Consider the following 26,212-nt stretch of genomic DNA (forward strand, 5'->3'; position numbering starts at 1 on the left):
TGCAATCGCAGGCAAGCCCGCTCCCACAGGGTATCCGGGTGGGAAGTGAAATTTCCGCCCGGACTGTCCATCGCTATCAGCCTTCGAGCTTGCTTTTCAGCAGTTCGTTCACCTGTTGCGGGTTGGCCTTGCCTTTGGAGGCTTTCATCGCCTGGCCGACAAAGAAGCCGAACATCTTGCCGCGCTTGGCTTCGTCCGCCGCACGGTACTGTTCGACCTGCTCGGCGTTGGCTGCGAGCATTTCATCCAGCACGGCCGAGATCGCGCCGCTGTCGGTGACTTGCTTGAGACCGCGTTTCTCGATGATTTCATCAGCGCTGCCTTCACCGCTGGCCATCGCTTCAAACACGGTCTTGGCGATTTTGCCGGAGATGGTGTTGTCCTTGATGCGCAGCAGCATGCCGCCCAATTGCTCGGCAGAGACCGGGGCTTCGTCGATTTCCAGGCCCTGTTTGTTCAACAGGCTGCCCAGTTCAACCATCACCCAGTTGGCCGCCAGCTTGGCGTCACCGGCAATGCTCACGACTTTTTCAAAGTAGTTGGCTTGCTCACGGCTGGAAGCCAACACGCTGGCGTCGTAGACCGACAGGCCGAACTGCGCCTGGAAGCGTTCGCGTTTCTGCTGCGGCAATTCCGGCAGGGTGGCCCGGATGTCGTTGAGGAACGAGTCCTCAAGCACCACCGGCAACAGGTCCGGATCGGGGAAGTAACGGTAGTCGTTGGCTTCCTCTTTGCTGCGCATGGCGCGGGTTTCATCTTTGTTCGGGTCGTACAGGCGGGTTTGCTGGATGACCTTGCCACCGTCTTCGATCAGCTCGATCTGGCGACGTACTTCGCTGTTGATCGCTTTCTCGATGAAGCGGAACGAGTTGACGTTCTTGATCTCGCAGCGAGTGCCGAACTCGACCTGGCCCTTTGGACGGATCGACACGTTGCAGTCGCAACGCAGCGAACCTTCAGCCATGTTGCCGTCGCAGATGCCCAGGTAGCGCACCAGCGCGTGGATAGTCTTGACGTAGGCTACGGCTTCCTTGGCACTGCGCATGTCCGGCTCGGACACGATTTCCAGCAGCGGCGTGCCGGCACGGTTCAGGTCGATACCGGTGGCGCCCGGGAATTCTTCGTGCAGGCTTTTACCGGCGTCTTCTTCCAAGTGTGCGCGGGTTACGCCGACGCGCTTGATGGTGCCGTCCTCCAGAGGAATGTCCAGGTGGCCCTTGCCGACGATCGGCAGTTCCATCTGGCTGATCTGGTAGCCCTTGGGCAGGTCCGGGTAGAAGTAGTTCTTGCGCGCGAACACGTTGTGCTGGCCGATCTCGGCGTCAATTGCCAGGCCGAACATCACCGCCATGCGCACCGCTTCCTGGTTCAGCACCGGCAGTACGCCGGGCATGCCCAGGTCGACCAGGCTGGCCTGGGTGTTGGGCTCGGAGCCGAACGTGGTGGCGCTACCGGAGAAAATCTTCGATTGGGTGGCGAGCTGGGTATGAATCTCCAGCCCGATCACAACTTCCCATTGCATAGTGTTCTCCTCAGAAGCCGGTAGGGGTGCGAGTGTGCCAGTCGGTGTTCAACTGGTACTGGTGCGCCACATTGAGCAGGCGGCCTTCCTGGAAATACGGGGCGAGCAATTGCACGCCGACCGGCAGGCCATCGACGAAACCGGCAGGCATGGACAAGCCCGGCAGGCCCGCGAGGTTGGCGGTGATGGTGTACAGGTCTTCCAGGTACTCGGCGATCGGGTCGCCGGTCTTGGCGCCGATCTTCCAGGCCGGGTTTGGCGTGGTTGGGCCGAGGATCACGTCGACTTCTTCAAAGGCTGCCATGAAGTCGTTCTTGATCAGGCGACGGATTTTCTGCGCCTTGAGGTAGTACGCGTCGTAGTAACCGGCCGACAGGGCGTAGGCACCGACCATAATCCGGCGTTGCACTTCGGCACCGAAACCTTCGCCACGGGAGCGCTTATAAAGGTCGGTGAGGTCTTTCGGGTTTTCGCAGCGATAGCCGAAACGCACGCCGTCGAAGCGCGACAGGTTGGAAGAGGCTTCTGCCGGCGCGATCACGTAGTACGCAGGAATTGCGTGCTGGTTGTTCGGCAGGCTGATTTCCTTGATGACGGCACCCAGGCTTTCCAGCGTCTTCACGCTGTTGTGCACCAGCTCAGCAATGCGCGGGTCGAGACCGGCGCTGAAGTATTCCTTCGGCACACCGATACGCAGGCCCTTGAGCGACGTGTTCAGGCTGGCGCTGTAGTCCGGCACGGGCTCGTCGATGCTGGTGGAGTCCTGTTTATCGAAGCCTGCCATGCCTTGTAACAAAATTGCGCAGTCTTCAGCGGTGCGCGCCAGAGGGCCACCCTGATCGAGGCTGGAGGCGTAGGCGATCATGCCCCAACGGGAAACGCGACCGTAGGTCGGCTTCAGGCCGGTGAGGTTGGTAAAGGCCGCTGGCTGGCGGATCGAACCGCCGGTATCGGTGGCCGTGGCGGCGGGCAGGAAGCGCGCAGCAACTGCGGCCGCCGAACCACCCGACGAACCGCCAGGCACGTGGTCCAGGTTCCACGGGTTTTTCACCGCGCCGTAGTAGCTCGACTCGTTGGCCGAACCCATGGCGAATTCGTCCATGTTGGTCTTGCCCAGGGTCACGGCCCCGGCGGCAGCCAGCTTGGACACCACAGTGGCGTCGTAGGGAGCCTTGAAGTTGTCGAGCATCTTCGAGCCGCAGCTGGTGCGGATGCCCTGGGTGCAGAACAGGTCCTTGTGGGCGATCGGTGCGCCAAGCAGTGCGCCATTTTCACCGTTGGCGCGACGTGCGTCGGCGGCCTTGGCCTGGCTCAAGGCCAGCTCTTCGGTGAGGCTGATGAAGCTGTTGACCTTGGGATCGTGCTCGGCGATGCGCGCCAGCAGGGTCTTGGTCAGCTCTTCGGAAGAAAACGTTTTGTCGGCGAGACCGCGGGCGATCTCGGCCAGAGTCATATGATGCATTGCAGGCTCTTTCCCTTTAGTCGATGACTTTCGGAACCAGATACAGGCCGTTTTCGACCGCTGGCGCGATGGACTGGTAGGCCTCGCGATTATTACTCTCGGTCACGACGTCTGCGCGCAGGCGCTGGCTGGCTTCCAGCGGGTGAGCCAGGGGCTCGATACCGTCGGTATTTACGGCCTGCATTTGGTCGACCAGCCCGAGAATGCTGTTCAGGGCTGCGGTGGTCTGTGGAAGATCGGCATCATTGAGGCCAAGCGAGGCCAGGTGCGCGATTTTTTCCACGTCGGAGCGTTCAAGCGTCATGGGAATCTCCAGTGGAAAACAGAACGGAGGCTGTCCGTGTGTTAGATTGTCGGAACACTACCGCATTTCTACGGTCTTACGGCCGCGATTGTGGGGTTAGGTGCACAGAAAGTCGGCCAATTTAGCACATTGGCGCCTTGCCCAAAATCCCTGTCGTTGTTAGAGTTTGCCGCACTTTTTTACCCACGCGTTGCCTAGGGTCCCTTTCCCATGTTCAAGAAACTGCGTGGCATGTTTTCCAGCGATCTTTCCATTGACCTGGGCACTGCCAACACCCTTATTTACGTGCGCGAGCGCGGTATCGTCCTGAATGAGCCATCGGTTGTGGCCATTCGGACCCATGGTAATCAGAAAAGTGTCGTTGCCGTCGGCACCGAGGCCAAGCGCATGCTCGGCCGTACACCAGGCAATATTGCTGCCATTCGTCCGATGAAAGACGGCGTGATCGCCGACTTCAGTGTCTGCGAGAAGATGCTGCAATACTTCATCAACAAGGTTCACGAAAACAGTTTCCTGCAGCCCAGCCCTCGTGTGCTGATCTGCGTTCCATGCAAGTCCACCCAGGTTGAGCGTCGTGCCATCCGTGAATCGGCCCTTGGCGCCGGTGCCCGTGAAGTGTTCCTGATCGAAGAGCCAATGGCTGCTGCGATCGGTGCCGGCCTGCCGGTTGAAGAAGCCCGCGGTTCGATGGTGGTGGATATCGGTGGTGGTACCACTGAAATCGCCCTGATCTCCCTGAATGGTGTGGTGTATGCCGAATCCGTACGCGTAGGCGGCGACCGCTTCGACGAAGCGATCATCACTTATGTACGTCGTAACTACGGCAGCCTGATCGGTGAATCCACCGCTGAGCGCATCAAGCAGGAAATCGGCACCGCCTACCCAGGCGGCGAAGTGCGCGAAGTCGATGTGCGCGGTCGCAACCTGGCCGAAGGCGTTCCACGTGCCTTCACCCTGAACTCCAATGAAGTGCTGGAAGCTCTGCAAGAGTCCCTGGCCACCATCGTTCAGGCGGTGAAAAGCGCCCTGGAGCAATCGCCGCCGGAACTGGCTTCCGACATCGCCGAGCGTGGCCTGGTACTGACCGGTGGTGGCGCCTTGCTGCGCGACCTCGACAAGCTGCTGGCCCAAGAGACTGGGCTGCCGGTGATCGTCGCCGAAGACCCGCTGACTTGCGTTGCCCGTGGCGGTGGTCGTGCACTGGAAATGATGGATAAACACACCATGGACCTGCTCTCCAGCGAATAAGTCATTGCTGGTCAGCCCATGTTTCGCCCGCAGGCAGCACTTTGCAGTGCTGCCTGTTGGCGTTTATCTTCTTCAATCTGCATCCAGGCCGGTTAGATGCCGTATGAATAAAGAGAACATTTGCCTGGGAGGAGCGGCTTATTAAACCGCTTTTCGCCAAAGGCCCCTCATTGGGCGTGCGCCTGTTGGTGCTGGTCGTGCTTTCGGTCGCGCTGATGGTGGTCGATGCCCGCTTTGCACTGCTCAAACCCGTGCGCAGCCAGATGTCGCTGGTGTTGATGCAGACTTACTGGATCACCGACCTGCCGCAACGTCTGTACCAGGGCGTGGCCAGCCAATTCGGCAGCCGCACCGAGCTGGTCGCCGAGAACGAAAAACTCAAGACCGAAAACCTGCTGTTGCAGGGGCGCATGCAGAAGCTCGCGGCCCTCACCGAGCAGAACGTTCGGCTGCGCGAGTTGCTCAATTCCTCCGCACTGGTCAACGAAAAGGTCGAAGTGGCTGAGTTGATCGGCATGGACCCCAACCCCTTCACCCATCGCATCATCATCAACAAGGGTGAGCGCGACGGTGTGGTCCTCGGCCAGCCCGTGCTCGACGCCCGTGGCCTGATGGGCCAGGTGGTTGAGCTGATGCCCTACACCTCGCGGGTATTGCTGCTGACGGACACGACCCACAGCATTCCGGTGCAGGTCAACCGCAATGGCCTGCGCGCGATTGCCAGCGGCACCGGTAATCCGGAGCGTCTGGAATTGCGCCATGTGGCTGACACCGCTGACATCAAGGAAGGCGATCTGCTGGTCAGCTCCGGCCTGGGCCAGCGTTTCCCGGCGGGTTACCCGGTGGCGACGGTCAAGGAAGTAATCCACGATTCCGGTCAGCCGTTCGCCATTGTGCGTGCCGTGCCGACTGCCGCCCTGAACCGCAGCCGTTACCTGCTACTGGTGTTCAGTGATAACCGTACGCCGGAAGAGCGCGCCAACGACGCTGCGCAGGCGCAGGAAGCGGAAGACAAGCAAAACGGTACAGCTGCGATCGTTCCGGCGACGGTGCCCAAGCCGGCATTCGTGGGGCCACCCGCACCGACGGCGGCTCCGGCAGCGCCCGTCGCCACCCCGGTCAAGCCGGCAGCCCATAGCACGCCTCCAGCCAAGCCGGCAGTGACTAAACCCGCAGCCGCGACACCGGCTGCCAAGCCTCCGGCAACTGCCCCGGCAACCACGCGGCAGAGGGAGGAATAATGGCCAATACTCATTCGCGCAACGGCTGGATCGTCTGGCTGACCTTTGCTATCGGTATGCTGCTTAGCGTTTCGCCATTGCCGCAATTCATGGAAATCCTGCGCCCGCTCTGGCTGGCACTGCTGCTGGCCTTCTGGTCGCTGAACCTGCCGCATAAAGTCGGCATGGTCACGGCGATGTTCCTGGGCTTGGCGGAAGATGTGCTCTATGGCACCTTGCTGGGTCAGAACGCGTTGATCCTGACCCTGATCACCTTCCTGGTGTTGTCGTTGCAGCAACGCCTGCGCATGTTCCCGATGTGGCAGCAGTGCCTGGTGATCCTGGTGATCTTCGGCCTGGCGCAGTTGGTTCAGCTGTGGCTGAGCGCCTTGACCGGCAACCGCCAGCCAACCCTGGCGCTGGTATTGCCGGCGCTGGTCAGTGCCTTGCTCTGGCCATGGATCAGCTTCGGTCTGCGTGGGTTGCGTCGTCGCTATAAAATCAATTGAATGGATTGCGAGGCTCTGCCTGGTTATCGAACCCTACAGGGAGAGTCTGCAATGAATTCGCTTTACCTGGCCTCGGGCTCCCCGAGGCGGCGTGAACTGCTGGTCCAGATCGGTGTGCCTTTCACCGTGGTCAGCGCCGCTATCGATGAAACTCCTCTTACAAACGAATCCGCCGTTTCCTACGTCGAGCGCCTTGCGCGCGGCAAGGCGGCGGCGGGTTTTGCTGTGCTCGAAAGCACTGACGACGTGTGTGTGCTGGGTGCCGATACCGCCGTGATCGTCGATGGCCAGATACTCGGTAAGCCCGTGGATCAGGCCGATGCCCTGGCAATGCTGATGGCGCTGGCGGGGCGTGAACATGACGTGCTGACCGCTATTGCCCTCACCGATGGCCAGCGTTGCGAGACTGTTTGTGTAAGCAGTCGTGTACGGTTTCGCGGGATTTCCGTCGAGGAAGCGACCACCTACTGGCAGAGTGGCGAACCCCAGGACAAGGCGGGCGGCTATGCTATTCAAGGGTTGGGCTCAGTATTTGTCGCCGGACTCAATGGCAGTTATTCCGCTGTGGTAGGCCTGCCGGTGTGCGAAACCGCACAACTGCTCGCCCAATTCGGCATACCCTGTTGGCAAAACCTTACCGCGCGCTGAACGCCGTATTCCAGCGCCCAGCCTTAAGCGACCGGTCACTATTGTGAAAACGCCTGAACGAGACCCAGCCATGAGTGAAGAGATTCTGATCAATATCACGCCGATGGAATCGCGCGTGGCGGTGGTAGAGAACGGTGTTCTGCAAGAAGTGCACGTTGAGCGCACCCAGAAACGCGGGATCGTCGGCAATATCTACAAAGGCAAAGTCGTGCGGGTATTGCCGGGAATGCAGGCGGCGTTCGTCGACATCGGCCTGGACCGAGCCGCGTTTATCCATGCTTCGGAAATTTCCCTGCGCGAAGGGCCGGCGGTAGAAAGCATCAGCGCCTTGGTGCACGAAGGGCAGAGCCTGGTGGTGCAAGTCACCAAGGACCCCATCGGTTCCAAAGGCGCGCGCCTGACCACTCAGCTGTCGATTCCGTCGCGTTACCTGGTGTACATGCCGCGCACCGCGCATGTCGGTATTTCCCTGAAGATCGAAGACGAAGCCGAGCGCGAGCGTCTCAAAAAGGTGGTCAGCGACTGCGTGGCTGCCGAAGGCATCAAGGAAGCGGGCGGCTTCATCCTGCGCACTGCCGCTGAAGGTGCGGGTGCCGATGAGATCCTCATGGATATCCGTTATCTACGGCGGCTATGGGACCAGATCGGCGCACAGATCAAGACCATCGGCGCACCCAGTGTGATCTACGAAGACCTCGGCCTGGCCCTGCGTACGTTGCGCGACCTGGTCAGCCCGAAGATTGAGAAAATTCGCATCGACTCGCGGGAAACATTCCAGCGCACCACGCAATTTGTGGCCGAGCTGATGCCGGAAATTGCCGACCGCCTGGAACACTACCCCGGCGAGCGACCGATCTTCGACCTGTATGGCGTCGAAGACGAAATCCAGAAAGCCCTGGAACGCAAGGTGCCACTCAAGTCCGGAGGCTACCTGGTGGTGGACCCGGCGGAAGCCATGACCACTATCGACGTCAACACCGGCGCGTTCGTGGGCCATCGCAACCTCGAAGAAACCATCTTCAAGACCAACCTCGAAGCCGCCACCGCGATCGCGCGCCAACTGCGCCTGCGCAACCTCGGCGGCATCATCATCATCGACTTCATCGACATGGAAGATGAAGAGCACCAGCGCCAAGTACTGCGTACCCTGGAGAAACAGCTGGAGCGCGATCACGCCAAGACCAACATTATCGGCATCACCGAGCTGGGCCTGGTGCAGATGACGCGCAAGCGCACCCGCGAAAGCCTGGAGCAGGTATTGTGCGAGCCGTGCAGCAGTTGCCAGGGGCGCGGTAAATTGAAGACGCCGGAAACCGTTTGCTACGAGATTTTCCGCGAAATCCTGCGAGAAGCGCGAGCCTACCAGGCCGAAGGTTACAGAGTGCTCGCCAACCAGAAAGTGGTCGACCGGTTGCTGGATGAAGAGTCCGGTAACGTTGCTGAGCTGGAAGGGTTTATCGGGCGCACGATACGCTTCCAGGTCGAAACCATGTATTCCCAGGAACAATACGACGTGGTGCTGCTCTGATCCCCATTCGCTTACCTTTTATGAGACAGGCAGGCCTTGATCTGCCGTCCGACTACTGCCTTGAGGGTCGCCTGACATGGAGCGTCTGATACGCTTTTTTGCCGCTTTGACCCGTTGGAGCCTGGGCCTCTGTGCCTTGTTGCTGGTATTGGCGGCGGTGTATGTGAGCCTGGGGCGTGAATTGACGCCGCTGGTGGCCGAGTACCGTGCGGAGATCGAAGCCAAGGCCCAGGCCGCGGTGGACATGCCGCTGCACATTGGCAGCGTTGAAGGCCGCTGGAGCGGGTTCGCACCGGTATTGCGGGCCCACGATGTGATGCTGGGCGAGGGCAGCAGTGCCTTGCGTCTGGATCAGGTCGAAGTGGTGCCGGATATGTGGGCCAGCCTGATGGCCCGCGAGGTGCGCATTGCCCACCTGCAGGTCGGCGGTCTGCAGCTCAGTGCCAAGGAAGACAAGGATGGCAAGTGGGCGCTGCAAGGTCTGCCGGTGCAGGACGATCAGCCCGTGGACCCTGAGCAGCTGCTCAAGAACATGCAAAAGGTCGAGCGCGTGTCGTTGCTCGACAGCCAGGTGACCTTGCAGCCATTTGACCAGGCGCCGGTGACCCTGACGTATGTCGGCCTGAGCCTGCACACTGGCGTCACCCGCCAACGCCTGGATGCACGCCTGACCTTGCCCGACGGCCAGCCATTGGCGGTGAGCCTGCGCACGCGTATTCGCGCCAGTCAATGGAAGGACGGTGAAGTCCAGGCCTACCTGAGCCTGCCGCAAAGCGACTGGGCCAAGTGGATTCCGGCCAAACTGACCCAGCAGTGGAAGCTCACCCAATTCAAGGCCGGTGGTGAATTCTGGCTGACCTGGGCCCAAGGCACCGTGCAGAGCGCGGTGGTGCGCCTCAATTCGCCGCAGGTGAAGGGCAGCTACGCCGACCGCAAACCTGTGCATATCGAGAATCTGGCGCTCACCGCTTACCTGCAACGCAGCGAAACCGGTCTCAAGGTCCTGTTCGACTCACTGGCGATGAACTTGGGGGACACCCGCTGGGAATCGCGCCTGCAACTGCAACAGCGCCTGGCCACCGACAAGGACCTGGAAGCCTGGAAGCTCCAGGCCGATCGCCTGGACCTGACCCCGATCACGCCGCTGCTCAATGCCCTGGCGCCGCTGCCGGAAGGTTTTGCCAAGACTATCCAGCACCTTAAGGCCACAGGCCTGCTGCGTAATGTGCTGGTGGACTTTCGTCCTGAAGATACGACCGATCAAAAAGTCAGCTTCGCCGCCAACCTCGAACGCATCGGGTTTGATGCCTACATGGGTGCGCCCGCCGCGCGTAACGTATCCGGCAGCATCAGCGGCGATCTGGGCCATGGCGAGTTACGCATGGACAGCAAGGACTTTTCCCTGCACCTCGATCCGATCTTTGCCAAGCCGTGGCAGTACATCCAGGCCAATGCACGCCTGACGTGGAAGCTCGACAAGGAAGGCTTCACCCTGATTGCCCCATACATCAAGGTGCTGGGTGAGGAGGGCAACGTCGCTGCCGATTTCCTGATTCGCCTGCATTTCGACCACAGCCAGGAAGACTACATGGACCTGCGGGTCGGCATGGTCGATGGGGATGGGCGATTCACCCCCAAGTACCTGCCTGCGGTGTTGAGCCCGGCGCTGGATGAGTGGCTGCGCACCGCGATTCTCAAGGGCGCAGTGGACCAGGGCTTCTTCCAGTATCAGGGGTCGCTGAACCACGACGCGCTACCGGCGTCGCGTAATATCAGCCTGTTCTTCAAGGTGCATGACGCCGAATTGGCGTTTCAGCCAGGCTGGCCTCATGTGAGCAAGGTCAGCGGCGAAGTGTTTGTCGAGGAGAGCGGCGTACGCATCCTCGCCAGCAAGGGCCAGTTGCTCGACACCAAGGTCAAGGACGTCTACGTCAATATTCCCCACGCCCCGGAGGGCAAGGACAGTCATCTGTTGTTGACGGGTGGGTTTGCCGGTGGCTTGGGCGATGGTTTGAAAATCCTCCAGGAAGCGCCGATCGGCACCGCTTCGACCTTTGCCGGCTGGAAAGGTGACGGTGACCTGCAAGGCAGCCTTGACCTGGATATACCACTGGCGAAAGGCACCGAGCCGAAGATCGTGGTGGACTTCAAGACGGATAAGTCACGCCTGCAATTGGCAGAGCCGACCCTGGACTTGACCCAGCTCAAGGGCGATTTCCGTTTCGACAGCGCCAAGGGCCTCAGTGGCCAGAACATCACGGCCCAGGCGTTCGACCGGCCGATCACTGCGCAGATTGTTGCCGATGGCAAGCCGGGGAATATCAGCACGCGTGTGACTGCCAAGGGCCAAGTGACGGTCAAGCGGCTGACGGACTGGTTGAATATCAGCCAACCGTTGCCAGTGTCTGGCGATGTGCCTTACCAACTGCAACTGACCCTGGATGGCGCCGATAGCCAATTGATGGTCAGCTCCAATCTGAAGGGCGTTGCCGTGGACCTGCCGGCACCGTTCGGCATGCCCGCCAGCCAAGGACGTGACAGTGTGTTCCGCATGACCTTGCAGGGCGCCGAGCGTCGTTATTGGTTTGACTACGGCGAACTGGCCAACTTCACGTTTGCCGCGCCGCCGGACAAATTCAACGACGGGCGTGGCGAACTTTTCCTCGGCGATGGCGATGCAGTGTTGCCAGGGGCCAAGGGTTTGCGTATTCGCGGCGTGCTGTCTGAACTCGATATCGACCCGTGGAAGAAACTGGTAGACCGCTACGCGGGCAATGATCCGGGCGGTAGCGCGAAGCAGTTGCTCAGTGGCGCCGACTTCAAGGTAGGCAAGCTGACCGGCTTTGGCACTCAGTTTGATCAGGTCAATCTGCAACTGGACCGCAAGCCTGCGGCCTGGGGCCTGCAGCTCGACAGTCAGCAAGCCAAGGGCACGGTCAACCTGCCGGACGCCAAAGGCGCGCCGATTGCGATCAACCTGCAGTATGTGAAGCTGCCGGCAGTGGACCCGACGGTGCAGGCTGACGAAAACGCGCCAGACCCCTTGGCCGATGTCGATCCAAAAAATATCCCTGCACTGGATATCGCCATCGACCAGCTGTTCCAGGGCCCGGACCTGATAGGCACCTGGTCGCTGAAAATCCGCCCGACGGCCAAAGGCATGGCCTTCAATAACCTGGACCTTGGCCTCAAGGGCATGCAGCTCAAGGGCGCCGGTGGTTGGGAAGGGACGGCGGGCGACAGCAGCAGTTGGTACAAAGGCCGCCTGGATGGCAAGAATATCGGTGATGTGCTCAAGGGTTGGGGTTATGCGCCCACTGTCACCAGTCAGGATTTCCATCTGGATGTGGACGGTCGCTGGCCCGGCTCGCCAGCCTACGTCGGGCCCAAGCGTTTCTCCGGTAGTCTGGACGCATCGTTCCGCAACGGCCAGTTCGTAGAAGTGGAAGGCGGCGCCCAGGCGCTGCGGGTGTTTGGCCTGCTGAACTTCAACTCCATTGGACGCCGTCTGCGGCTGGACTTCTCGGACTTGCTCGGCAAGGGTTTGAGCTATGACCGGGTCAAAGGCTTGTTGGCGGCCAGTAATGGCGTGTTCGTGACCCGGGAGCCGATCACCATGACCGGGCCTTCCACTAACCTGGAGCTCAACGGCACCCTGGACCTGGTCGCAGACCGTGTCGACGCCAAGCTGCTGGTCACCCTGCCAGTGACCAATAACCTGCCGATCGCCGCGCTGATCGTGGGCGCGCCCGCCATTGGTGGCGCGCTGTTCCTGATCGACAAACTGATCGGTGACCGTGTTGCGCGCTTTGCCAGCGTGCAATACAAGGTCGAAGGCCCGTGGAAGGACCCGAAAATCACCTTCGATAAGCCATTTGAAAAGCCAAACTGAGAGCCTGTGGAGTAGCATGGCGGCCTATCCATTACGGAGGGTCGGTCCATGTCCTTTGCGGTAATTCAAATGGTCAGCCAGAGCGATGTGCTGGCCAACCTGGCCCAGGCCCGGCGTCTGCTGGAACACGCCGCGGCGGGTGGCGCGAAGCTGGCGGTATTACCGGAAAACTTCGCCGCCATGGGCCGCCGCGACGTGGCCGACATCGGTCGCGCCGAAGCGCTGGGCGAAGGCCCGATCCTGCCGTGGTTGAAACAGACCGCCCGCGACCTCACCTTATGGATAGTGGCCGGTACTTTGCCGCTGCCGCCCAAGGATCGGCCGAACGCCAAGTCCAATGCCTGCTCGCTGCTGGTCGATGATCAGGGCGAAATCGTTGCCCGTTACGACAAGCTGCACCTGTTCGATGTGGATGTCGCCGATGCTCGCGGTCGCTATCGCGAATCCGACGACTATGCTTTCGGAGATCATGTGGTGGTGGCGGACACGCCCGTCGGCCGGTTGGGCCTGACGGTGTGTTATGACCTGCGCTTCCCCGAGCTGTACAGTGAGCTGCGCGCGGCGGGGGCTGAATTGATCACCGCGCCTTCAGCGTTTACGGCGGTGACCGGCGCCGCGCACTGGGATGTGCTGATCCGTGCACGTGCCATCGAGACCCAGTGTTACCTGCTGGCGGCGGCTCAAGGCGGGGTGCATCCGGGGCCACGGGAAACCTATGGCCACGCGGCGATTGTCGACCCTTGGGGCCGTGTGCTGGCAAAACAGGATCAAGGCGAAGCGGTGTTGCTGGCCGAACGCGATAGCAGTGAACAGGCGTCGATACGGGCGCGCATGCCGGTGGTCAACCATCGGCGCTTTTTCTCGCAGGGCGCACAGCGACCTGCTTCGGAACGATGAATTTAAGGCCATACCTATGAGCGAGTTGTTGTCCTCAGTCAGTGATCACCTCCTGGCCCCCGGTGGCGTGACCATCGAAAGCTTGCAAACCGTGCTTGGCGATCTGGCCGGGCCGGGCATCGACGCGGCCGACCTGTATTTCCAGGGGCAGATTTCCGAGTCCTGGGCTCTGGAAGACGGCATCGTCAAGGAAGGCAGTTTCAACCTCGATCAGGGTGTGGGTGTGCGTGCGCAGTCCGGTGAGAAAACCGGTTTTGCCTACAGCAACGCGATCACCCTGGAAGCCTTGGGCCTGGCCGCGCGTGCCGCGCGCTCGATCTCCCGTGCGGGCCAAAATGGCACGGTGCAGGCGTTCAGCACCCAGGACGTGGCGCAGTTGTACGCGCCGGATAACCCCCTGGAAGTGATCAGTCGTGCGGAAAAGGTCGAGCTGCTCAAGCGTATCGACGCTGCAACCCGCGCCCTCGACCCGCGTATCCAGCAAGTCACCGTGAGCATGGCCGGTGTGTGGGAGCGCATTCTGGTGGCGTCCACCGACGGCGGCCTGGCGGCGGATGTGCGGCCGCTGGTGCGCTTCAACGTCAGTGTGATCGTCGAACAGAACGGTCGCCGCGAACGCGGTGGCCATGGCGGCGGCGGGCGTACCGACTACCGTTATTTCCTCACCGACGACCGTGCCATGGGGTATGCCCGTGAAGCGTTGCGCCAGGCGCTGGTCAATCTGGAGGCCATCCCGGCGCCGGCTGGTACTTTGCCGGTGGTGTTGGGTTCGGGCTGGTCCGGCGTGCTGCTGCACGAAGCGGTCGGCCATGGCCTGGAAGGTGACTTCAACCGCAAGGGCAGTTCGGCCTATAGCGGGCGCATGGGCGAGATGGTTGCGTCCAAGCTCTGCACCATCGTCGATGATGGCACCCTGGCCGGGCGCCGTGGCTCGCTGAGCGTCGACGACGAAGGCACGCCAACCGAATGCACCACCCTGATCGAAAACGGCGTGCTCAAGGGCTACATGCAAGACAAGCTTAACGCCCGCCTGATGGGCGTGGCGCGCACCGGTAACGGTCGGCGTGAATCCTACGCGCACCTGCCGATGCCGCGGATGACCAACACCTACATGCTCGGTGGCGAAAGCGATCCGGCGGAAATCATTGCTTCGGTGAAACGCGGCATCTACTGCGCCAACCTCGGCGGCGGTCAGGTGGACATCACCAGCGGCAAGTTCGTGTTCTCCACCAGCGAGGCGTACCTGATCGAAGACGGCAAGATCACCGCGCCGGTCAAAGGCGCAACGTTGATTGGTAACGGTCCTGAAGCGATGAGCAAGGTGTCGATGGTCGGTAACGACCTGTCGCTGGACAGCGGCGTGGGTACCTGCGGGAAGGATGGGCAGTCGGTGCCGGTGGGTGTCGGCCAGCCAACGCTGAAGATTGATGCGATCACCGTGGGTGGCACGGGGTCGTAAGGGGTGGAGCTTCGGGTGGCGCAGAACGCCACCCGGGGAAGAGGATCAACGCAGGCCGCGTTGAGTCTCGTCCAGCTCACGGATGTACTTGAAGATTTTACGGCTGGTGGCGGGCGCCTTGTTATGCGCCAGTTCGTGCTGGGCCTGACGGATCAGGGAGCGCAGTTGCTGGCGGTCCGCATCCGGGTAGTCCATCACGAATTTCTCCAGCACCGCGTCATCGCCCGAGATCAGGCGGTCACGCCAGCGTTCCAGGTTATGGAAGCGTTCGTTGTACTGGCGAGTCGAGGCATCGGTTTGATCGAGCAAAGTCAAAATGGCGTCGATGTCCTGATCGCGCATGAGCTTGCCGATAAACGAGATGTGCCGTTTACGCGCGATATTCGCGGTGTGCTTGGGCGCATCGGCCAGGGCACGACGCATTTCGTCGGTCAGTGGCAGTTTTGCAATCAAGTCTTTTTTGAGCGTTGTAAGGCGCTCGCCGAGGTCGACCAGAGCATGCAGCTCACGTTTGACCTGGGTTTTGCTTTTCTCCCCATCGAGGGAGTCGTCGTAAGAATCAACCATGGTGGCAGTCCGCAAAGAAACGCCGCCATGATAACCAGTCGGGGGCCGCTTGTCCGGCCCGGTCGCTCGATGGCCTTAACCGAAAGCAGAATTTGAGTGGAGAAAACCATGAGTGCAGCCCAAAGCGTCGGTCCGCAAGCGTTACCGGCACTGCAGGAACAAGTCGAGCAGATCCTTGCCGAGGCCAAGCGCCAGGGGGCCAGTGCCTGTGAAGTGGCGGTGTCGCTGGAACAGGGGCTGTCGACGTCGGTCCGTCAGCGGGAAGTGGAGACTGTTGAGTTCAACCGCGACCAGGGTTTCGGCATCACGCTGTACATGGGGCAGCGCAAAGGTTCGGCCAGCACCTCGGCCAGCGGTCCGGACGCGATCCGCGAGACGGTGGCCGCAGCGTTGGCAATCGCCAAGCACACCTCCGAGGATGAAAGCTCTGGCCTGGCCGATAAAGCGCTGATGGCCAAGGACCTGCAGGATTTCGATCTGTTTCACGCATGGGATATCACACCCGAACAGGCCATTGAAAAGGCGCTGATCTGCGAAGCGGCCGCGTTCGACGCCGATCCCCGCATCAAGAACGCGGATGGCACCACGTTGAGCACGCACCAGGGGTGCCGCGTGTATGGCAACAGCCATGGCTTTATCGGTGGTTATGCATCCACCCGTCATAGCTTGAGCTGCGTGATGATTGCCGAAGCCGATGGCCAGATGCAGCGTGATTACTGGTATGACGTGAACCGTCAGGGCGAGTTGCTGGCGGACGCGGTCAGCATTGGTCAGCGCGCCGCGCAGCGTGCGGCGAGCCGTCTGGGTGCGCGCCCGGTGCCGACCTGTGAAGTGCCGGTGCTGTTCTCGGCGGAACTGGCCGGTGGGTTGTTTGGCAGCTTCCTGGGGGCGATTTCCGGTGGCAACTTGTACCGCAAATCCTCGTTCCTGGAAGGCTCGATTGGCCAGAAACTGTTCCCGGAGTGGCTGACCATCGATGAACGTCCGCACTTGATGCGCGCCATGGGCAGTACGTCGTTCGACGGTGATGGCCTGGCGACTTATGCCAAGCCGTTCGTCGAGAAGGGCGAGTTGGTGTCTTACGTGCTGGGCACATACGCCGGTCGCAAGCTGGGCCTGCCCAGCACCGCCAACTCCGGCGGCGTGCATAACCTGTTCGTCACCCACGGCGATGAAGACCAGGCGGCGCTGCTGCGGCGAATGGGGCGTGGCCTGCTGGTGACTGAGTTGATGGGCCATGGCCTGAACATGGTCACCGGTGATTACTCCCGCGGGGCGGCGGGTTTCTGGGTGGAAAATGGCGAAATTCAGTTTGCCGTCCAGGAGGTGACCATCGCCGGCAATATGCGCGACATGTTCAAGCAGATCGTTGCTGTGGGTAATGATCTGGAACTGCGCAGCAACATTCGCACAGGTTCGGTGTTGATCGAGCGGATGACTGTCGCTGGCAGCTGATCCTTCCGACGCTTCACCCAATAAAGGCGCGCCCTCCTCAAGACGGCGCGCCTTTTTTTGTGCGTGCATTGCAGGTGGCTAGTTTGTTGCACTTGTTTTGATTCTCAATATCATTTAATAATAAATATCATTACCGAATGAGTGTGGATCATGAGTTCTGTCCTGCATGAGGATCCTTACCTGGAGAGCTGGCGCTGGATGAGTCGCCAGATTCGCTGCGGCCTCGACCCCAACGAACCGCGCCTGATCGAACATTACCTCAATGAGGGGCGATACCTGGCGTGCTGCACGGCGACCCATCCGTGGACGATCGCAGAAACTTCATTCCACCTGCTGCTCGATACCGCCAGCGACATCGCACTGCCCTGGCATTGGCGCTCTCTGTGCCTGGATCAAGCCTGGCGCCCCCTGCGCGACCTGGAAAAACTCTCCCACTGCGCATGCCGCCTCAAGCGCTGGCAGTCCTTTGCGTGGCGATTGGCGACCTGCGAGCTGCTGCCCTCGATTTCTGTTTCTGACCTGGTGCAAGGATCTTCCGATGAGTAACACCCGTATCGAACGCGACAGCATGGGCGAACTGCAAGTGCCGGCCGAGGCCTTGTATGGCGCGCAAACCCAGCGCGCGGTGAACAACTTCCCGATCAGTCATCAACGCATGCCGGCGCAATTCATCCGCGCCCTGATCCTGGCCAAGACCGCCGCCGCCAAGGTCAACGTCGACCTCAAGCAAATCAGCGAAGGCCAGGGCAAGGCCATCGTCGACGCCGCCCAAGGCTTGCTGGAAGGCGACTTCATGCGTCACTTCCCGGTGGATGTCTTCCAGACGGGCTCCGGCACTAGCTCCAACATGAACGCCAATGAAGTGATTGCCACCCTCGCTACCCGGTTGCTCGGCGAATCGGTCAACCCCAACGACCACGTGAACTGCGGCCAAAGCAGCAACGACATCATTCCGACCACCATCCATGTCAGTGCCGCACTGGTCCTGCATGAGCAAACGCTGCCGGCCCTGCTGCATTTGGTGCAAGTCATTGAACAGAAAGCCGAGGAGGTTCACCCGTTCATCAAAACCGGCCGAACGCACCTGATGGATGCCATGCCTGTGCGCATGAGCCAGGTGCTCAACGGTTGGTCGCAGCAGCTCAAGGCCAATATCGGCCACTTGCAGGATCTATTGCCGAGCCTGCAAGCGCTGGCCCAAGGCGGTACGGCGGTTGGCACCGGGATCAACGCACACCCGGAATTCGCTGTGCGTTTCAGTCAGCAACTGAGCAGCCTGACCGGCGTGAAATTCACGCCCGGCAAGAACCTGTTCGCGCTGATTGGCTCCCAGGACACCGCCGTCGCGGTCTCCGGCCAGTTAAAAGCCATTGCCGTGTCGCTGATGAAAATCGCTAACGACCTGCGCTGGATGAACTCCGGTCCGCTCGCGGGCCTGGGTGAAATCGAACTGGAAGGCCTGCAGCCTGGCTCGTCGATCATGCCTGGCAAGGTCAATCCGGTGATCCCGGAAGCGACGGCGATGGTTGCCGCCCAGGTTATCGGTAATGACGCGGTGATCACCGTCGCAGGCCAGTCCGGCAACTTCGAGTTGAACGTGATGCTGCCGATCATCGCGCAGAACCTGCTCAGCAGCCTCGAATTGCTGGCCAATGCCAGCCGTTTGCTGGCCGATAAAGCCATCGCCAGTTTCAAGGTCAACGAAGCCAAGCTCAAGGAAGCGCTGTCGCGCAACCCGATCCTGGTGACCGCGCTCAACCCGATCATCGGTTACCAAAAGGCCGCTGAAATTGCCAAGAAGGCCTATCAGCAAGGCCGTCCGGTGATTGACGTCACCCTTGAACACACCGACTTACCGCGCAGCCAACTGGAAGTTCTGCTGGATCCGGAAAAGCTCACGGCCGGCGGCGTGTAATCACCGACCCTGCTTTGGAGGCTCACCATGGAGCACTGGAAACGCACGATCGAACGGGCCAATCGCTGCTTTATGGCAGGCGAGTTGGTGGACGCTCGCGAGGCCTATTTGCAAGCCCTCGCCTTGGCCCAAGTGTTGTTCGAACGCTGGGCGGACGCCGACGAAGCAGTGGCGGCTTGCGTCATTTCCCATCACAACCTGGCGGACCTTCACCTGCGCCTGAACCAGCCGGAGGAAAGCGCGGAATACCTTTGCGCCATCCACCAGCGCCTGCTGCAGACCCTGCAGGATCCGCGGCTGAGCCCGCAATTGCGGGAAGCGGCGCTGCGCCAGAGCAGCAAGACCTACGTCGAGCTCTTGAATTTCATCAGCGATCACGGCGAGTACCCTCGCACTCATCGCCTGTTGGGTGGCGCAGCGGCGCAACCCACCCCTCCTCAATACGGAGCACATTGATATGACTTATACCTTGCCTGCATTGCCTTACGCCTACGACGCCCTGGAACCGCATATCGATGCGCAAACCATGGAGATCCACTACACCAAGCACCATCAGACCTACATCAACAACCTCAACGCTGCCGTCGACGGCACCGAGTTCGCCGGCTGGCCGGTGGAGAAGCTGGTCTCCAGCGTGCAGCAACTGCCGGAAAAACTGCGCGCAGCCGTGATCAATCAGGGCGGCGGCCATGCCAACCACTCGCTGTTCTGGGCAGTGATGTCGCCCAAAGGTGGCGGTAAACCCGACGGCGCATTGGGAAAAGCCATCGAGGAGCAGTTGGGCGGTTTCGACAGCTTCAAGGAGGCTTTCACCAAGGCTGCGTTGACCCGTTTTGGCAGCGGCTGGGCCTGGCTGAGCGTCAATCCACAAAAGACCCTGGTGGTGGAAAGCAGCGGTAACCAAGACAGTCCGCTGATGAGCGGCAACACGCCGATCCTCGGTCTGGACGTCTGGGAACACGCCTACTATTTGCTGTACCAGAACCGCCGCCCGGAATACATCAATGCCTTCTACAGTGTTATCAACTGGCCAGAAGTCGCCGCACGCTATCAGGCCGCCGTGGCCTGACATTCACCTTCATAACAAGATCTAAGGCCGACTATGGGCACTGAAACACTGGCGATCAGCAGCGGGCGAATGTTTCGTTATGCGTTTGGCTCGCTGCTGCTATTGGCAGGTACTGCATTGCTGGTGGCCCACGGGCTGGCTTGGCTGAACCTGGAGCCGCGCATTCTGCGCGCCCTGCAGGGCGGATCCATCTGTGCGCTCGGGACGGCGCTCGGCGCGGTGCCGGTGCTGGTTATCCGGCGCATGCCGGTGGCATTGAGCGATACGCTGCTGGGCTTTGGGGCTGGGGTGATGTTGGCGGCGACCGCGTTTTCGCTGATCGTGCCGGGCATCGCTGCGGCTGAAGGCCTGGGGCTCTCGCCCTGGGGGGCCAGTGGATTGATCAGTTTTGGCATTATGTTGGGCGCCTTCGGGCTGTATCTGGTTGACCGCAAAGTCTCCGGCGCCAGCCCGGAAATGCTGGTGGGCACGCCGGACAAACCGGTGATCCCGCCGCGTATCTGGCTGTTTGTGTTTGCCATCATTGCCCACAATATCCCGGAAGGCATGGCTGTGGGTGTCTCGGCGGGCGGCGGCATGCCGGATGCCGACAGCCTGGCCATGGGCATCGCCTTGCAGGACGTGCCGGAAGGGCTGGTGATTGCGTTGGTGTTGGCCGGGGCGGGGATGTCGCGGGGCAAGGCGTTCTTGATCGGTGCGGCGTCAGGTCTGGTGGAGCCGGTGTTTGCGGTGCTTTGTGCCTGGTTGGTCAGCCTTGCCGAAGTAGTGTTGCCATTGGGTTTGGCGCTTGCCGCTGGCGCGATGCTGCTGGTGGTGACTCACGAGGTCATCCCCGAGTCGCGACGCAATGGTCATGAAAAGCTCGCCAGCCTTGGGTTGTGCATCGGATTTTGCTTGATGATGGTGATGGACACGGCTTTGGGATAATACCCGCTCCCTTGTAGTCGCCGGCTCGCCGGCGATCAGTCGCGAGTCGTGGACGCTATCGCCGGTCAGCCAGACTTCTACAGGAGGGTTATTCGCCTTCGTCGAAGTAGTTATTGATCAGTGCCACCAGTGCGGCCATCGCTTCGTCTTCCTGCTCGCCCTCTGTCTTCAAGTGAATCTTGGTGCCCTTGCCGGCAGCCAGCATCATCATGGCCATGATGCTTTTGCCATCGACCATGGATTCCGGCGTACGACCGGCGCGGATCTGGCAGGGAAACTGCCCGGCGACACCGACAAATTTGGCCGAGGCACGGGCGTGCAGGCCCAGTTTGTTGATGATTTCAATTTCCAGAGCGGGCATCGCGAAGGTGTTCCTTTCAGCTAAGGTCGCGGTGGCGGACCTGGACATTCTTGAGGGTTTGTTGCAACACCTGGCCCAGGCGCTCGGTCAGGTAGACGGAGCGGTGGTGCCCGCCGGTGCAGCCGATGGCAATGGTGACATAGGCGCGATTGCTGGCGGCAAAACGCGGCAGCCATTTGAGCAGGTAACTGGAAATGTCCTGGAACATTTCCTCCACATCCGGTTGCGCGGCCAGGTAATCGGCCACGGCCTGGTCCAGCCCGGATTGCTCACGCAGCTCCGGCTTCCAGTAGGGGTTGGGCAGGCAGCGCACGTCGAACACCAGGTCGGCGTCCACCGGCATGCCACGCTTGAACCCAAACGACTCGACCAGAAAGGCGGTGCCTGGCTCCGGCTGGTTCAGCAGGCGCAGCTTGATGGCGTCGCGCAACTGGTACAGGTTGAGGCTGGTGGTGTTGATCTTGAGGTCGGCGAGGTCAATGATCGGCCCCAGCAGCTTGGTTTCGTCTTCAATGGCTTCCGCCAGGGAACGGTGAGGGCTGCTGAGGGGGTGGCGCCGACGGGTTTCGGAGAAACGCTTGAGCAGAGTCTCTTCGTCGGCATCCAGGTAGAGCACATCGCAATGGATATGCTTGGCCCGCACTTCCTCGAGCAATTGCGGGAATCGCTCAAGGTGGCTGGGCAGGTTGCGTGCATCAATCGAAACGGCAACCAGAGGCTGAGCCAGTTCGGTGTGGATCAACGCGCGTTCCGCCAATTCCGGCAGCAGGCCGGCGGGCAGGTTGTCGATGCAATAGAAACCGCTGTCCTCAAGAACGTTGAGGGCGGTGCTTTTACCCGAGCCGGAGCGGCCGCTGACGATGATCAAGCGCATGATTACTGCCCGTTCTGTTCATCCAGGACAACCTGGTAAAGCGCCTCGTTGCTTTTGGCGCTGCGCAGTTTGTCGCGTACGTCCTTGCGGTCGAGCATGCTGGCGATCTGCCGAAGCAGTTCCAGGTGCGCATCGGTGGCAGCCTGCGGGACCAGCAGTACAAACAGCAGGTCGACCGGGGCACCGTCGATAGCGTCGAAATCGATGGGAGCGTCCAGGTGAAGCAGGGCGCTGACTGGGGTCTCGCAGCCTTTGAGGCGGCAGTGGGGAATGGCGATGCCGTTGCCAAAACCGGTGGAACCGAGTTTCTCACGGGCAATCAGAGCCTCGTAGACATCTTGCATTTCCAGTTCAGGCACTTCGCGGCTGATCAGGTTGGCAATTTGCTCAAGGGCTTTCTTCTTGCTGCCGCCCGGCGCGTTCACAAGGGAACGGCCGGGGGTCAGGATGGTTTCAAGTCGGATCATGGGGGGAGAGTTAACGACCTGTGCCCTGAAGCAGGCTCAGATTCTTTTCCTTATGCTTTTTAAGTTGGCGGTCAAGCTTGTCTGTGAGCAAGTCGATTGATGCATACATGTCTTCATGCTCGGCATTGGCGACTACTTCGCCACCGGGTATCTGGAGAGTCGCCTCAATTTTCTGCTGAAGCTTGTCGACCTTCATGATGACTTGCACATTGGTGATCTTGTCGAAATGACCCTCAAGCCGTTTCAGCTTCTGCTCGACGTATTCGCGCAATGGAGGGGTGACTTCTACATGGTGTCCACTGATGTTGACTTGCATACAGCTTCTCCTTCGTTGCCAGTGCATAAAGCGGCAGGTAGGACTACCTGCCACTGGAACGCTGTGGCCCGCCCGTCACATCAAACGCTTACGCTCGCTGGAAGGCGCGATCCCAAGGGATTCGCGGTACTTGGCGACGGTTCGACGGGCGACCTGAATGCCTTGTGCCTCCAGTAAACCAGCGATCTTACTGTCACTCAATGGCTTTTTCTGATTTTCCGCAGCAACCAGTTTTTTGATGATCGCGCGAATCGCCGTGGACGAGCATTCACCGCCTTCGGAGGTGCTGACATGGCTGGAGAAAAAGTATTTCAGTTCATAAATACCCCGTGGGGTATGCATGAATTTCTGGGTGGTCACCCGGGAAATCGTCGATTCATGCATGCCAACCGCTTCGGCGATGTCATGCAGTACCAGCGGTTTCATCGCCTCGTCGCCGTATTCCAGGAAGCCGCGCTGGTGCTCGACGATCTGAGTGGCCACTTTCATCAGGGTTTCGTTGCGGCTTTGCAGGCTCTTGATGAACCAGCGCGCTTCCTGCAACTGGTTGCGCATGAAGGTGTTGTCGGCGCTGGTATCGGCGCGACGTACGAAACCGGCGTATTGCGGGTTGACGCGCAGGCGCGGCACCGACTCCTGGTTCAGCTCTACCAGCCAGCGCTCGTTGTCCTTGCGTACGATGACGTCGGGGACTACGTATTCGGCTTCGCTCGACTCGATTTGCGAGCCTGGGCGCGGGTTGAGGCTCTGTACCAGCTCGATGACCTGGCGCAGGTCGTCTTCCTTGAGCTTCATGCGGCGCATCAACTGGCTGTAGTCGCGGCTGCCGAGCAAGTCGATGTAGTCGGTGACCAGGCGCTGGGCCTCGGTGAGCCAGGCCGTCTTGGCCGGCAGTTGGCGCAATTGCAGCAACAGGCATTCGCTGAGGGTGCGTGCGCCGATGCCGGCGGGCTCGAACTGCTGGATGCGGTGCAGGACGGCTTCAATCTCGTCCAGCTCGATATCCAGTTCCGGGTCGAAGGCTTCAAGAATTTCTTCAAGCGTCTCGTCCAGATAACCCTGGTTGTTGATGCAGTCGATCAGGGTCACGGCGATCAAGCGATCGGTGTCCGACATCGGCGCCAGGTTCAGTTGCCAGAGCAGATGGCTCTGCAGGCTCTCGCCAACGGAGGTGCGGGTGGTGAAGTCCCACTCGTCATCGTCATTGCTGGGCAGGCTGCTGGCGCTGGTCTGGTAGACGTCTTCCCAGGCCGTGTCGACGGGAAGCTCGTTGGGGATGCGTTCGTTCCAATCGCCTTCCTCAAGGTTATCCACCGTAGGGGCGGTTTCCTGATAGGAGGGTTCCTGCACGTCGGAATTGGGTTTTTGCTCGATGTTATCGGCCAGCGGGTCTGCATTATCGAAGTCGTCGCCTTCTTCCTGGCGTTCGAGCATCGGGTTGGACTCCAAGGCCTCCTGGATTTCCTGTTGCAGGTCCAGGGTCGACAATTGGAGCAGGCGGATGGCCTGTTGCAGCTGCGGTGTCATCGTCAGCTGCTGGCCCATTCTCAGGACTAGCGATGGTTTCATGGCAGGGGCTTAACACCTTATTCGCCGGCGCAATGCGCCATCCACGACAGGGCGCGTGAGCGCCAAACATAAGCAAATTATATGCCTGATGTCGGGGGCTTTGCCTAGAGCGCGGTAACAATAAAAATCCGGAGGTTTTCATTGACTCCCGCGCACCTCGGCAAACGGCCGTGACACCACGGTGTTTACAGGCGGAACTCGTGACCCAGGTACACTTCCTTGACCAGATCGTTGGCCAGGATGGTGGCCGAGTCACCTTCGGCGATCAGTTGGCCATCGTTGACGATATACGCGGTTTCGCAGATATCGAGGGTCTCACGGACGTTGTGGTCAGTGATCAGCACGCCAATGCCCTTGGCCTTGAGGTGATGGATGATCTGCTTGATGTCGCCGACCGAGATCGGGTCGACGCCGGCAAACGGTTCGTCCAGCAGAATGAACTTGGGGGCAGTGGCCAGGGCGCGGGCGATTTCCACACGACGACGCTCACCACCGGACAGGCTCATGCCGAGGTTGTCGCGAATGTGGTTGATGTGGAATTCCTGCAGCAGGCTTTCCAGTTCCTTGCGGCGGCCGTCACGGTCGAGTTCCTTGCGGGTCTCGAGGATCGCCATGATGTTATCGGCGACCGACAGTTTGCGGAAGATCGACGCTTCCTGCGGGAGATAGCCGATACCGGCGCGTGCACGGCCGTGCATCGGCTGGTGGCTCACGTCCAGGTCGTCGATCAGCACGCGACCCTGGTCCGCCTGGACCAGGCCGACGATCATGTAGAAGCAGGTGGTCTTGCCGGCACCGTTGGGGCCGAGCAAGCCGACGATCTGGCCGCTGTCGATCGACAGGCTGACGTCGCGCACGACCTGACGGCTTTTATAGGCCTTGGCCAGATGCTGGGCTTTCAGGGTTGCCATTACTCGGCCTTCTTCTTCGGCTGGATAACCATGTCGATGCGTGGGCGTGGTGCAGTGACCTTGCTGCCATTGGCACGACCGGCGTTAGCGATCTGTTTCACGGTGTCGTAGGTGATTTTCTCGCCTTCCGTGGAGTTGCCATCGGGGCTGAGCACCTTGGCCTGATCGATCAGCACGATGCGGTTCTGCTGGGCGTGGTACTGGATGGTCTTGCCGTAGCCTTTCATCGGGCCGGTGTCGGTAGGCGACTGCTTCTGTTCGAAGTAAGCCAGGTTGCCCACGGAAGTCACCACGTCGATGTCGCCGGCAGCGGTGCGAGTCAGGGTCACCGTATTACCGGTGATCTTCATCGAACCCTGGGTAATGATCACGCCACCGGTGTAGGTGGCGACACCTTGCTTGTCATCCAGCTGCGCATCGTCAGCCGAGATGTGGATCGGCTGCTGGCTATCGTTCGGCAGAGCCCAGGCGCTCACGCTTCCCAGTGCTGCGCCCAGACCGAGCAAAATAGGGAGAGTTTTAACGAGCCTCATACTGTCCTCTTACGTTCGATAGCAGGTGTATCCTGCTTTCTTTCAAATACGCTTTCATTCCCTTGCCAGTCGATACACCGCCAGCGCCGTCGATTCTAACGTCTTGCTCGGTCTGCGCATATTGCTTCTGCGGGAATACGGTCATGCGACTGCTGGTAATCACGGTATCGCGGTTCTGCGCGTCAGTGCGGGCGACGCGTACCGAGTCGATCAATTCAACCTCGGTACCGTCCGGGTTGACCTCGCCACGCTTGCTGGTGACGTGCCAGGGGAATTCGGTGCCGCGGTACAGATTCAGGTCGGGGTTGGTCAGCAGGGTGACTTCGGATGCCTTCAAGTGTTCGACTTTGTCCGATGTCATTTCGTACTGCACTTTGCCGTCAGGTAGGAACTGTACGCTGTAGGCATTGGTGGCGTAATAGTCGATAGCGCCTTGGTCAGCCTGCGCAACAGGCTGGTCGAGAAAGCGCTCCGGGCTGATATTCCAGTAGCCCACCGCCAGGAGCAGCGCGGCGATGACCCCGAATAACAGGAAGTTGCGAATCTTTTTGCTCAGCAT

The 26,212-nt window shown here is 60.4% G+C and carries 26 protein-coding genes; 14 read left to right on the top strand and 12 right to left on the bottom strand.

What is annotated here, in order from left to right; all coding sequences use genetic code 11:
• Positions 1-76 precede the first annotated feature (76 nt).
• The 3 genes from gatB to gatC are packed head-to-tail and all read right to left on the bottom strand — an operon-like array spanning position 77 to position 3,288.
• Complete coding sequence (gene gatB, locus PF1751_RS04230; protein WP_010213144.1) at positions 77-1,522, bottom strand: Asp-tRNA(Asn)/Glu-tRNA(Gln) amidotransferase subunit GatB; 1,446 nt, start codon at positions 1,520-1,522, stop codon at positions 77-79.
• Positions 1,523-1,532: 10 nt separating this feature from the next.
• Positions 1,533-2,984, bottom strand: coding sequence for an Asp-tRNA(Asn)/Glu-tRNA(Gln) amidotransferase subunit GatA (gene gatA / locus PF1751_RS04235; RefSeq protein ID WP_044286643.1), 1,452 nt, complete (start codon positions 2,982-2,984; stop codon positions 1,533-1,535).
• 16 nt (positions 2,985-3,000) lie between these two features.
• Entirely contained in the window at positions 3,001-3,288 is a 288-nt protein-coding gene (gene gatC, locus PF1751_RS04240; protein WP_010213142.1) for an Asp-tRNA(Asn)/Glu-tRNA(Gln) amidotransferase subunit GatC, read from the bottom strand.
• Positions 3,289-3,498: 210 nt separating this feature from the next.
• Between gatC and mreB the strand changes: the two genes are divergently transcribed.
• From mreB to tldD, 8 genes are all read left to right on the top strand, one after another.
• A complete protein-coding gene (gene mreB / locus PF1751_RS04245) occupies positions 3,499-4,536 on the top strand; it encodes a rod shape-determining protein MreB (protein WP_002555108.1) in 1,038 nt (345 codons plus the stop codon).
• Positions 4,537-4,724: 188 nt separating this feature from the next.
• The gene (gene mreC / locus PF1751_RS04250) at positions 4,725-5,777 is read left to right on the top strand and encodes a rod shape-determining protein MreC (RefSeq protein WP_370737436.1); all 1,053 of its coding nucleotides are present in this window, start codon (positions 4,725-4,727) and stop codon (positions 5,775-5,777) included.
• Positions 5,777-6,265 carry a rod shape-determining protein MreD gene (gene mreD, locus PF1751_RS04255; protein ID WP_010213138.1) on the top strand — a complete coding sequence of 163 codons (489 nt, stop codon included), beginning with the start codon at positions 5,777-5,779 and terminating at the stop codon, positions 6,263-6,265. Before mreC ends, mreD begins: the two co-directional genes overlap by 1 nt.
• Before the next feature lie 51 nt (positions 6,266-6,316).
• Positions 6,317-6,913: a Maf family protein gene (locus PF1751_RS04260; RefSeq protein WP_010213136.1), complete on the top strand. Its 597-nt coding sequence runs from the start codon at positions 6,317-6,319 to the stop codon at positions 6,911-6,913.
• A gap of 70 nt (positions 6,914-6,983) precedes the next feature.
• On the top strand, positions 6,984-8,441 hold the full coding sequence (rng, locus tag PF1751_RS04265) for a ribonuclease G (protein WP_010213134.1): 1,458 nt from the start codon (positions 6,984-6,986) through the stop codon (positions 8,439-8,441).
• Between the two features lie 76 nt (positions 8,442-8,517).
• Positions 8,518-12,333: a YhdP family protein gene (locus PF1751_RS04270; RefSeq protein WP_042571665.1), complete on the top strand. Its 3,816-nt coding sequence runs from the start codon at positions 8,518-8,520 to the stop codon at positions 12,331-12,333.
• A gap of 48 nt (positions 12,334-12,381) precedes the next feature.
• Positions 12,382-13,230 carry a carbon-nitrogen hydrolase family protein gene (locus PF1751_RS04275; protein WP_042571666.1) on the top strand — a complete coding sequence of 283 codons (849 nt, stop codon included), beginning with the start codon at positions 12,382-12,384 and terminating at the stop codon, positions 13,228-13,230.
• Positions 13,231-13,246: 16 nt separating this feature from the next.
• The gene (gene tldD, locus PF1751_RS04280) at positions 13,247-14,689 is read left to right on the top strand and encodes a metalloprotease TldD (protein WP_010213129.1); all 1,443 of its coding nucleotides are present in this window, start codon (positions 13,247-13,249) and stop codon (positions 14,687-14,689) included.
• A gap of 45 nt (positions 14,690-14,734) precedes the next feature.
• On the opposite strand, the gene yjgA is transcribed toward tldD, so the two are convergent.
• Entirely contained in the window at positions 14,735-15,256 is a 522-nt protein-coding gene (gene yjgA, locus PF1751_RS04285; RefSeq protein ID WP_010213128.1) for a ribosome biogenesis factor YjgA, read from the bottom strand.
• 108 nt (positions 15,257-15,364) lie between these two features.
• On the opposite strand from yjgA, the gene pmbA reads away from it, so the two are divergent.
• The 6 genes from pmbA (at position 15,365) to PF1751_RS04315 (ending at position 20,622) form a co-directional block, all read left to right on the top strand.
• Positions 15,365-16,711, top strand: a complete 1,347-nt coding sequence (pmbA, locus tag PF1751_RS04290) for a metalloprotease PmbA (protein ID WP_010213126.1) — start codon at positions 15,365-15,367, stop codon at positions 16,709-16,711.
• Between the two features lie 150 nt (positions 16,712-16,861).
• Positions 16,862-17,257 (top strand): hypothetical protein, encoded by a 396-nt coding sequence (locus tag PF1751_RS04295; RefSeq protein WP_021491886.1) that lies wholly within the window; start codon positions 16,862-16,864, stop codon positions 17,255-17,257.
• Positions 17,250-18,626 (top strand): class II fumarate hydratase, encoded by a 1,377-nt coding sequence (locus PF1751_RS04300; RefSeq protein ID WP_044286644.1) that lies wholly within the window; start codon positions 17,250-17,252, stop codon positions 18,624-18,626. The genes PF1751_RS04295 and PF1751_RS04300 overlap by 8 nt, the downstream gene beginning before the upstream one ends.
• Positions 18,627-18,653: 27 nt before the next feature.
• Positions 18,654-19,082 (top strand): hypothetical protein, encoded by a 429-nt coding sequence (locus PF1751_RS04305; protein WP_010213123.1) that lies wholly within the window; start codon positions 18,654-18,656, stop codon positions 19,080-19,082.
• Between the two features lies 1 nt (position 19,083).
• Positions 19,084-19,695 carry a superoxide dismutase gene (locus tag PF1751_RS04310; RefSeq protein ID WP_010213122.1) on the top strand — a complete coding sequence of 204 codons (612 nt, stop codon included), beginning with the start codon at positions 19,084-19,086 and terminating at the stop codon, positions 19,693-19,695.
• 33 nt (positions 19,696-19,728) lie between these two features.
• A complete protein-coding gene (locus tag PF1751_RS04315) occupies positions 19,729-20,622 on the top strand; it encodes a ZIP family metal transporter (RefSeq protein WP_010213121.1) in 894 nt (297 codons plus the stop codon).
• 88 nt (positions 20,623-20,710) lie between these two features.
• Here PF1751_RS04315 and PF1751_RS04320 read toward each other — a convergent pair whose 3' ends face one another.
• The 8 genes from PF1751_RS04320 to lptC all read right to left on the bottom strand — a co-directional run bounded on the left by PF1751_RS04320 (position 20,711) and on the right by lptC (position 26,212).
• A complete protein-coding gene (locus PF1751_RS04320; RefSeq protein ID WP_010213120.1) occupies positions 20,711-20,983 on the bottom strand; it encodes an HPr family phosphocarrier protein in 273 nt (90 codons plus the stop codon).
• 16 nt (positions 20,984-20,999) lie between these two features.
• Entirely contained in the window at positions 21,000-21,857 is an 858-nt protein-coding gene (gene rapZ, locus PF1751_RS04325; RefSeq protein WP_010213119.1) for an RNase adapter RapZ, read from the bottom strand.
• Positions 21,858-21,859: 2 nt separating this feature from the next.
• Positions 21,860-22,324 carry a PTS IIA-like nitrogen regulatory protein PtsN gene (ptsN, locus tag PF1751_RS04330; RefSeq protein WP_010213118.1) on the bottom strand — a complete coding sequence of 155 codons (465 nt, stop codon included), beginning with the start codon at positions 22,322-22,324 and terminating at the stop codon, positions 21,860-21,862.
• A 10-nt stretch (positions 22,325-22,334) separates the two neighbouring features.
• Positions 22,335-22,640 (bottom strand): ribosome hibernation-promoting factor, HPF/YfiA family, encoded by a 306-nt coding sequence (hpf, locus tag PF1751_RS04335; RefSeq protein ID WP_010213116.1) that lies wholly within the window; start codon positions 22,638-22,640, stop codon positions 22,335-22,337.
• A gap of 75 nt (positions 22,641-22,715) precedes the next feature.
• A complete protein-coding gene (locus PF1751_RS04340; protein WP_010213115.1) occupies positions 22,716-24,209 on the bottom strand; it encodes an RNA polymerase factor sigma-54 in 1,494 nt (497 codons plus the stop codon).
• Positions 24,210-24,394: 185 nt separating this feature from the next.
• Positions 24,395-25,120: an LPS export ABC transporter ATP-binding protein gene (lptB, locus tag PF1751_RS04345; protein WP_010213114.1), complete on the bottom strand. Its 726-nt coding sequence runs from the start codon at positions 25,118-25,120 to the stop codon at positions 24,395-24,397.
• Positions 25,120-25,653 carry a lipopolysaccharide transport periplasmic protein LptA gene (gene lptA, locus PF1751_RS04350; RefSeq protein ID WP_021491882.1) on the bottom strand — a complete coding sequence of 178 codons (534 nt, stop codon included), beginning with the start codon at positions 25,651-25,653 and terminating at the stop codon, positions 25,120-25,122. The genes lptB and lptA overlap by 1 nt, the downstream gene beginning before the upstream one ends.
• On the bottom strand, positions 25,640-26,212 hold the full coding sequence (gene lptC, locus PF1751_RS04355; protein ID WP_010213110.1) for an LPS export ABC transporter periplasmic protein LptC: 573 nt from the start codon (positions 26,210-26,212) through the stop codon (positions 25,640-25,642). The genes lptA and lptC overlap by 14 nt, the downstream gene beginning before the upstream one ends.

The sequence above is a fragment of the Pseudomonas simiae genome (assembly GCF_000934565.1).
Lineage (GTDB): Bacteria > Pseudomonadota > Gammaproteobacteria > Pseudomonadales > Pseudomonadaceae > Aquipseudomonas > Aquipseudomonas simiae.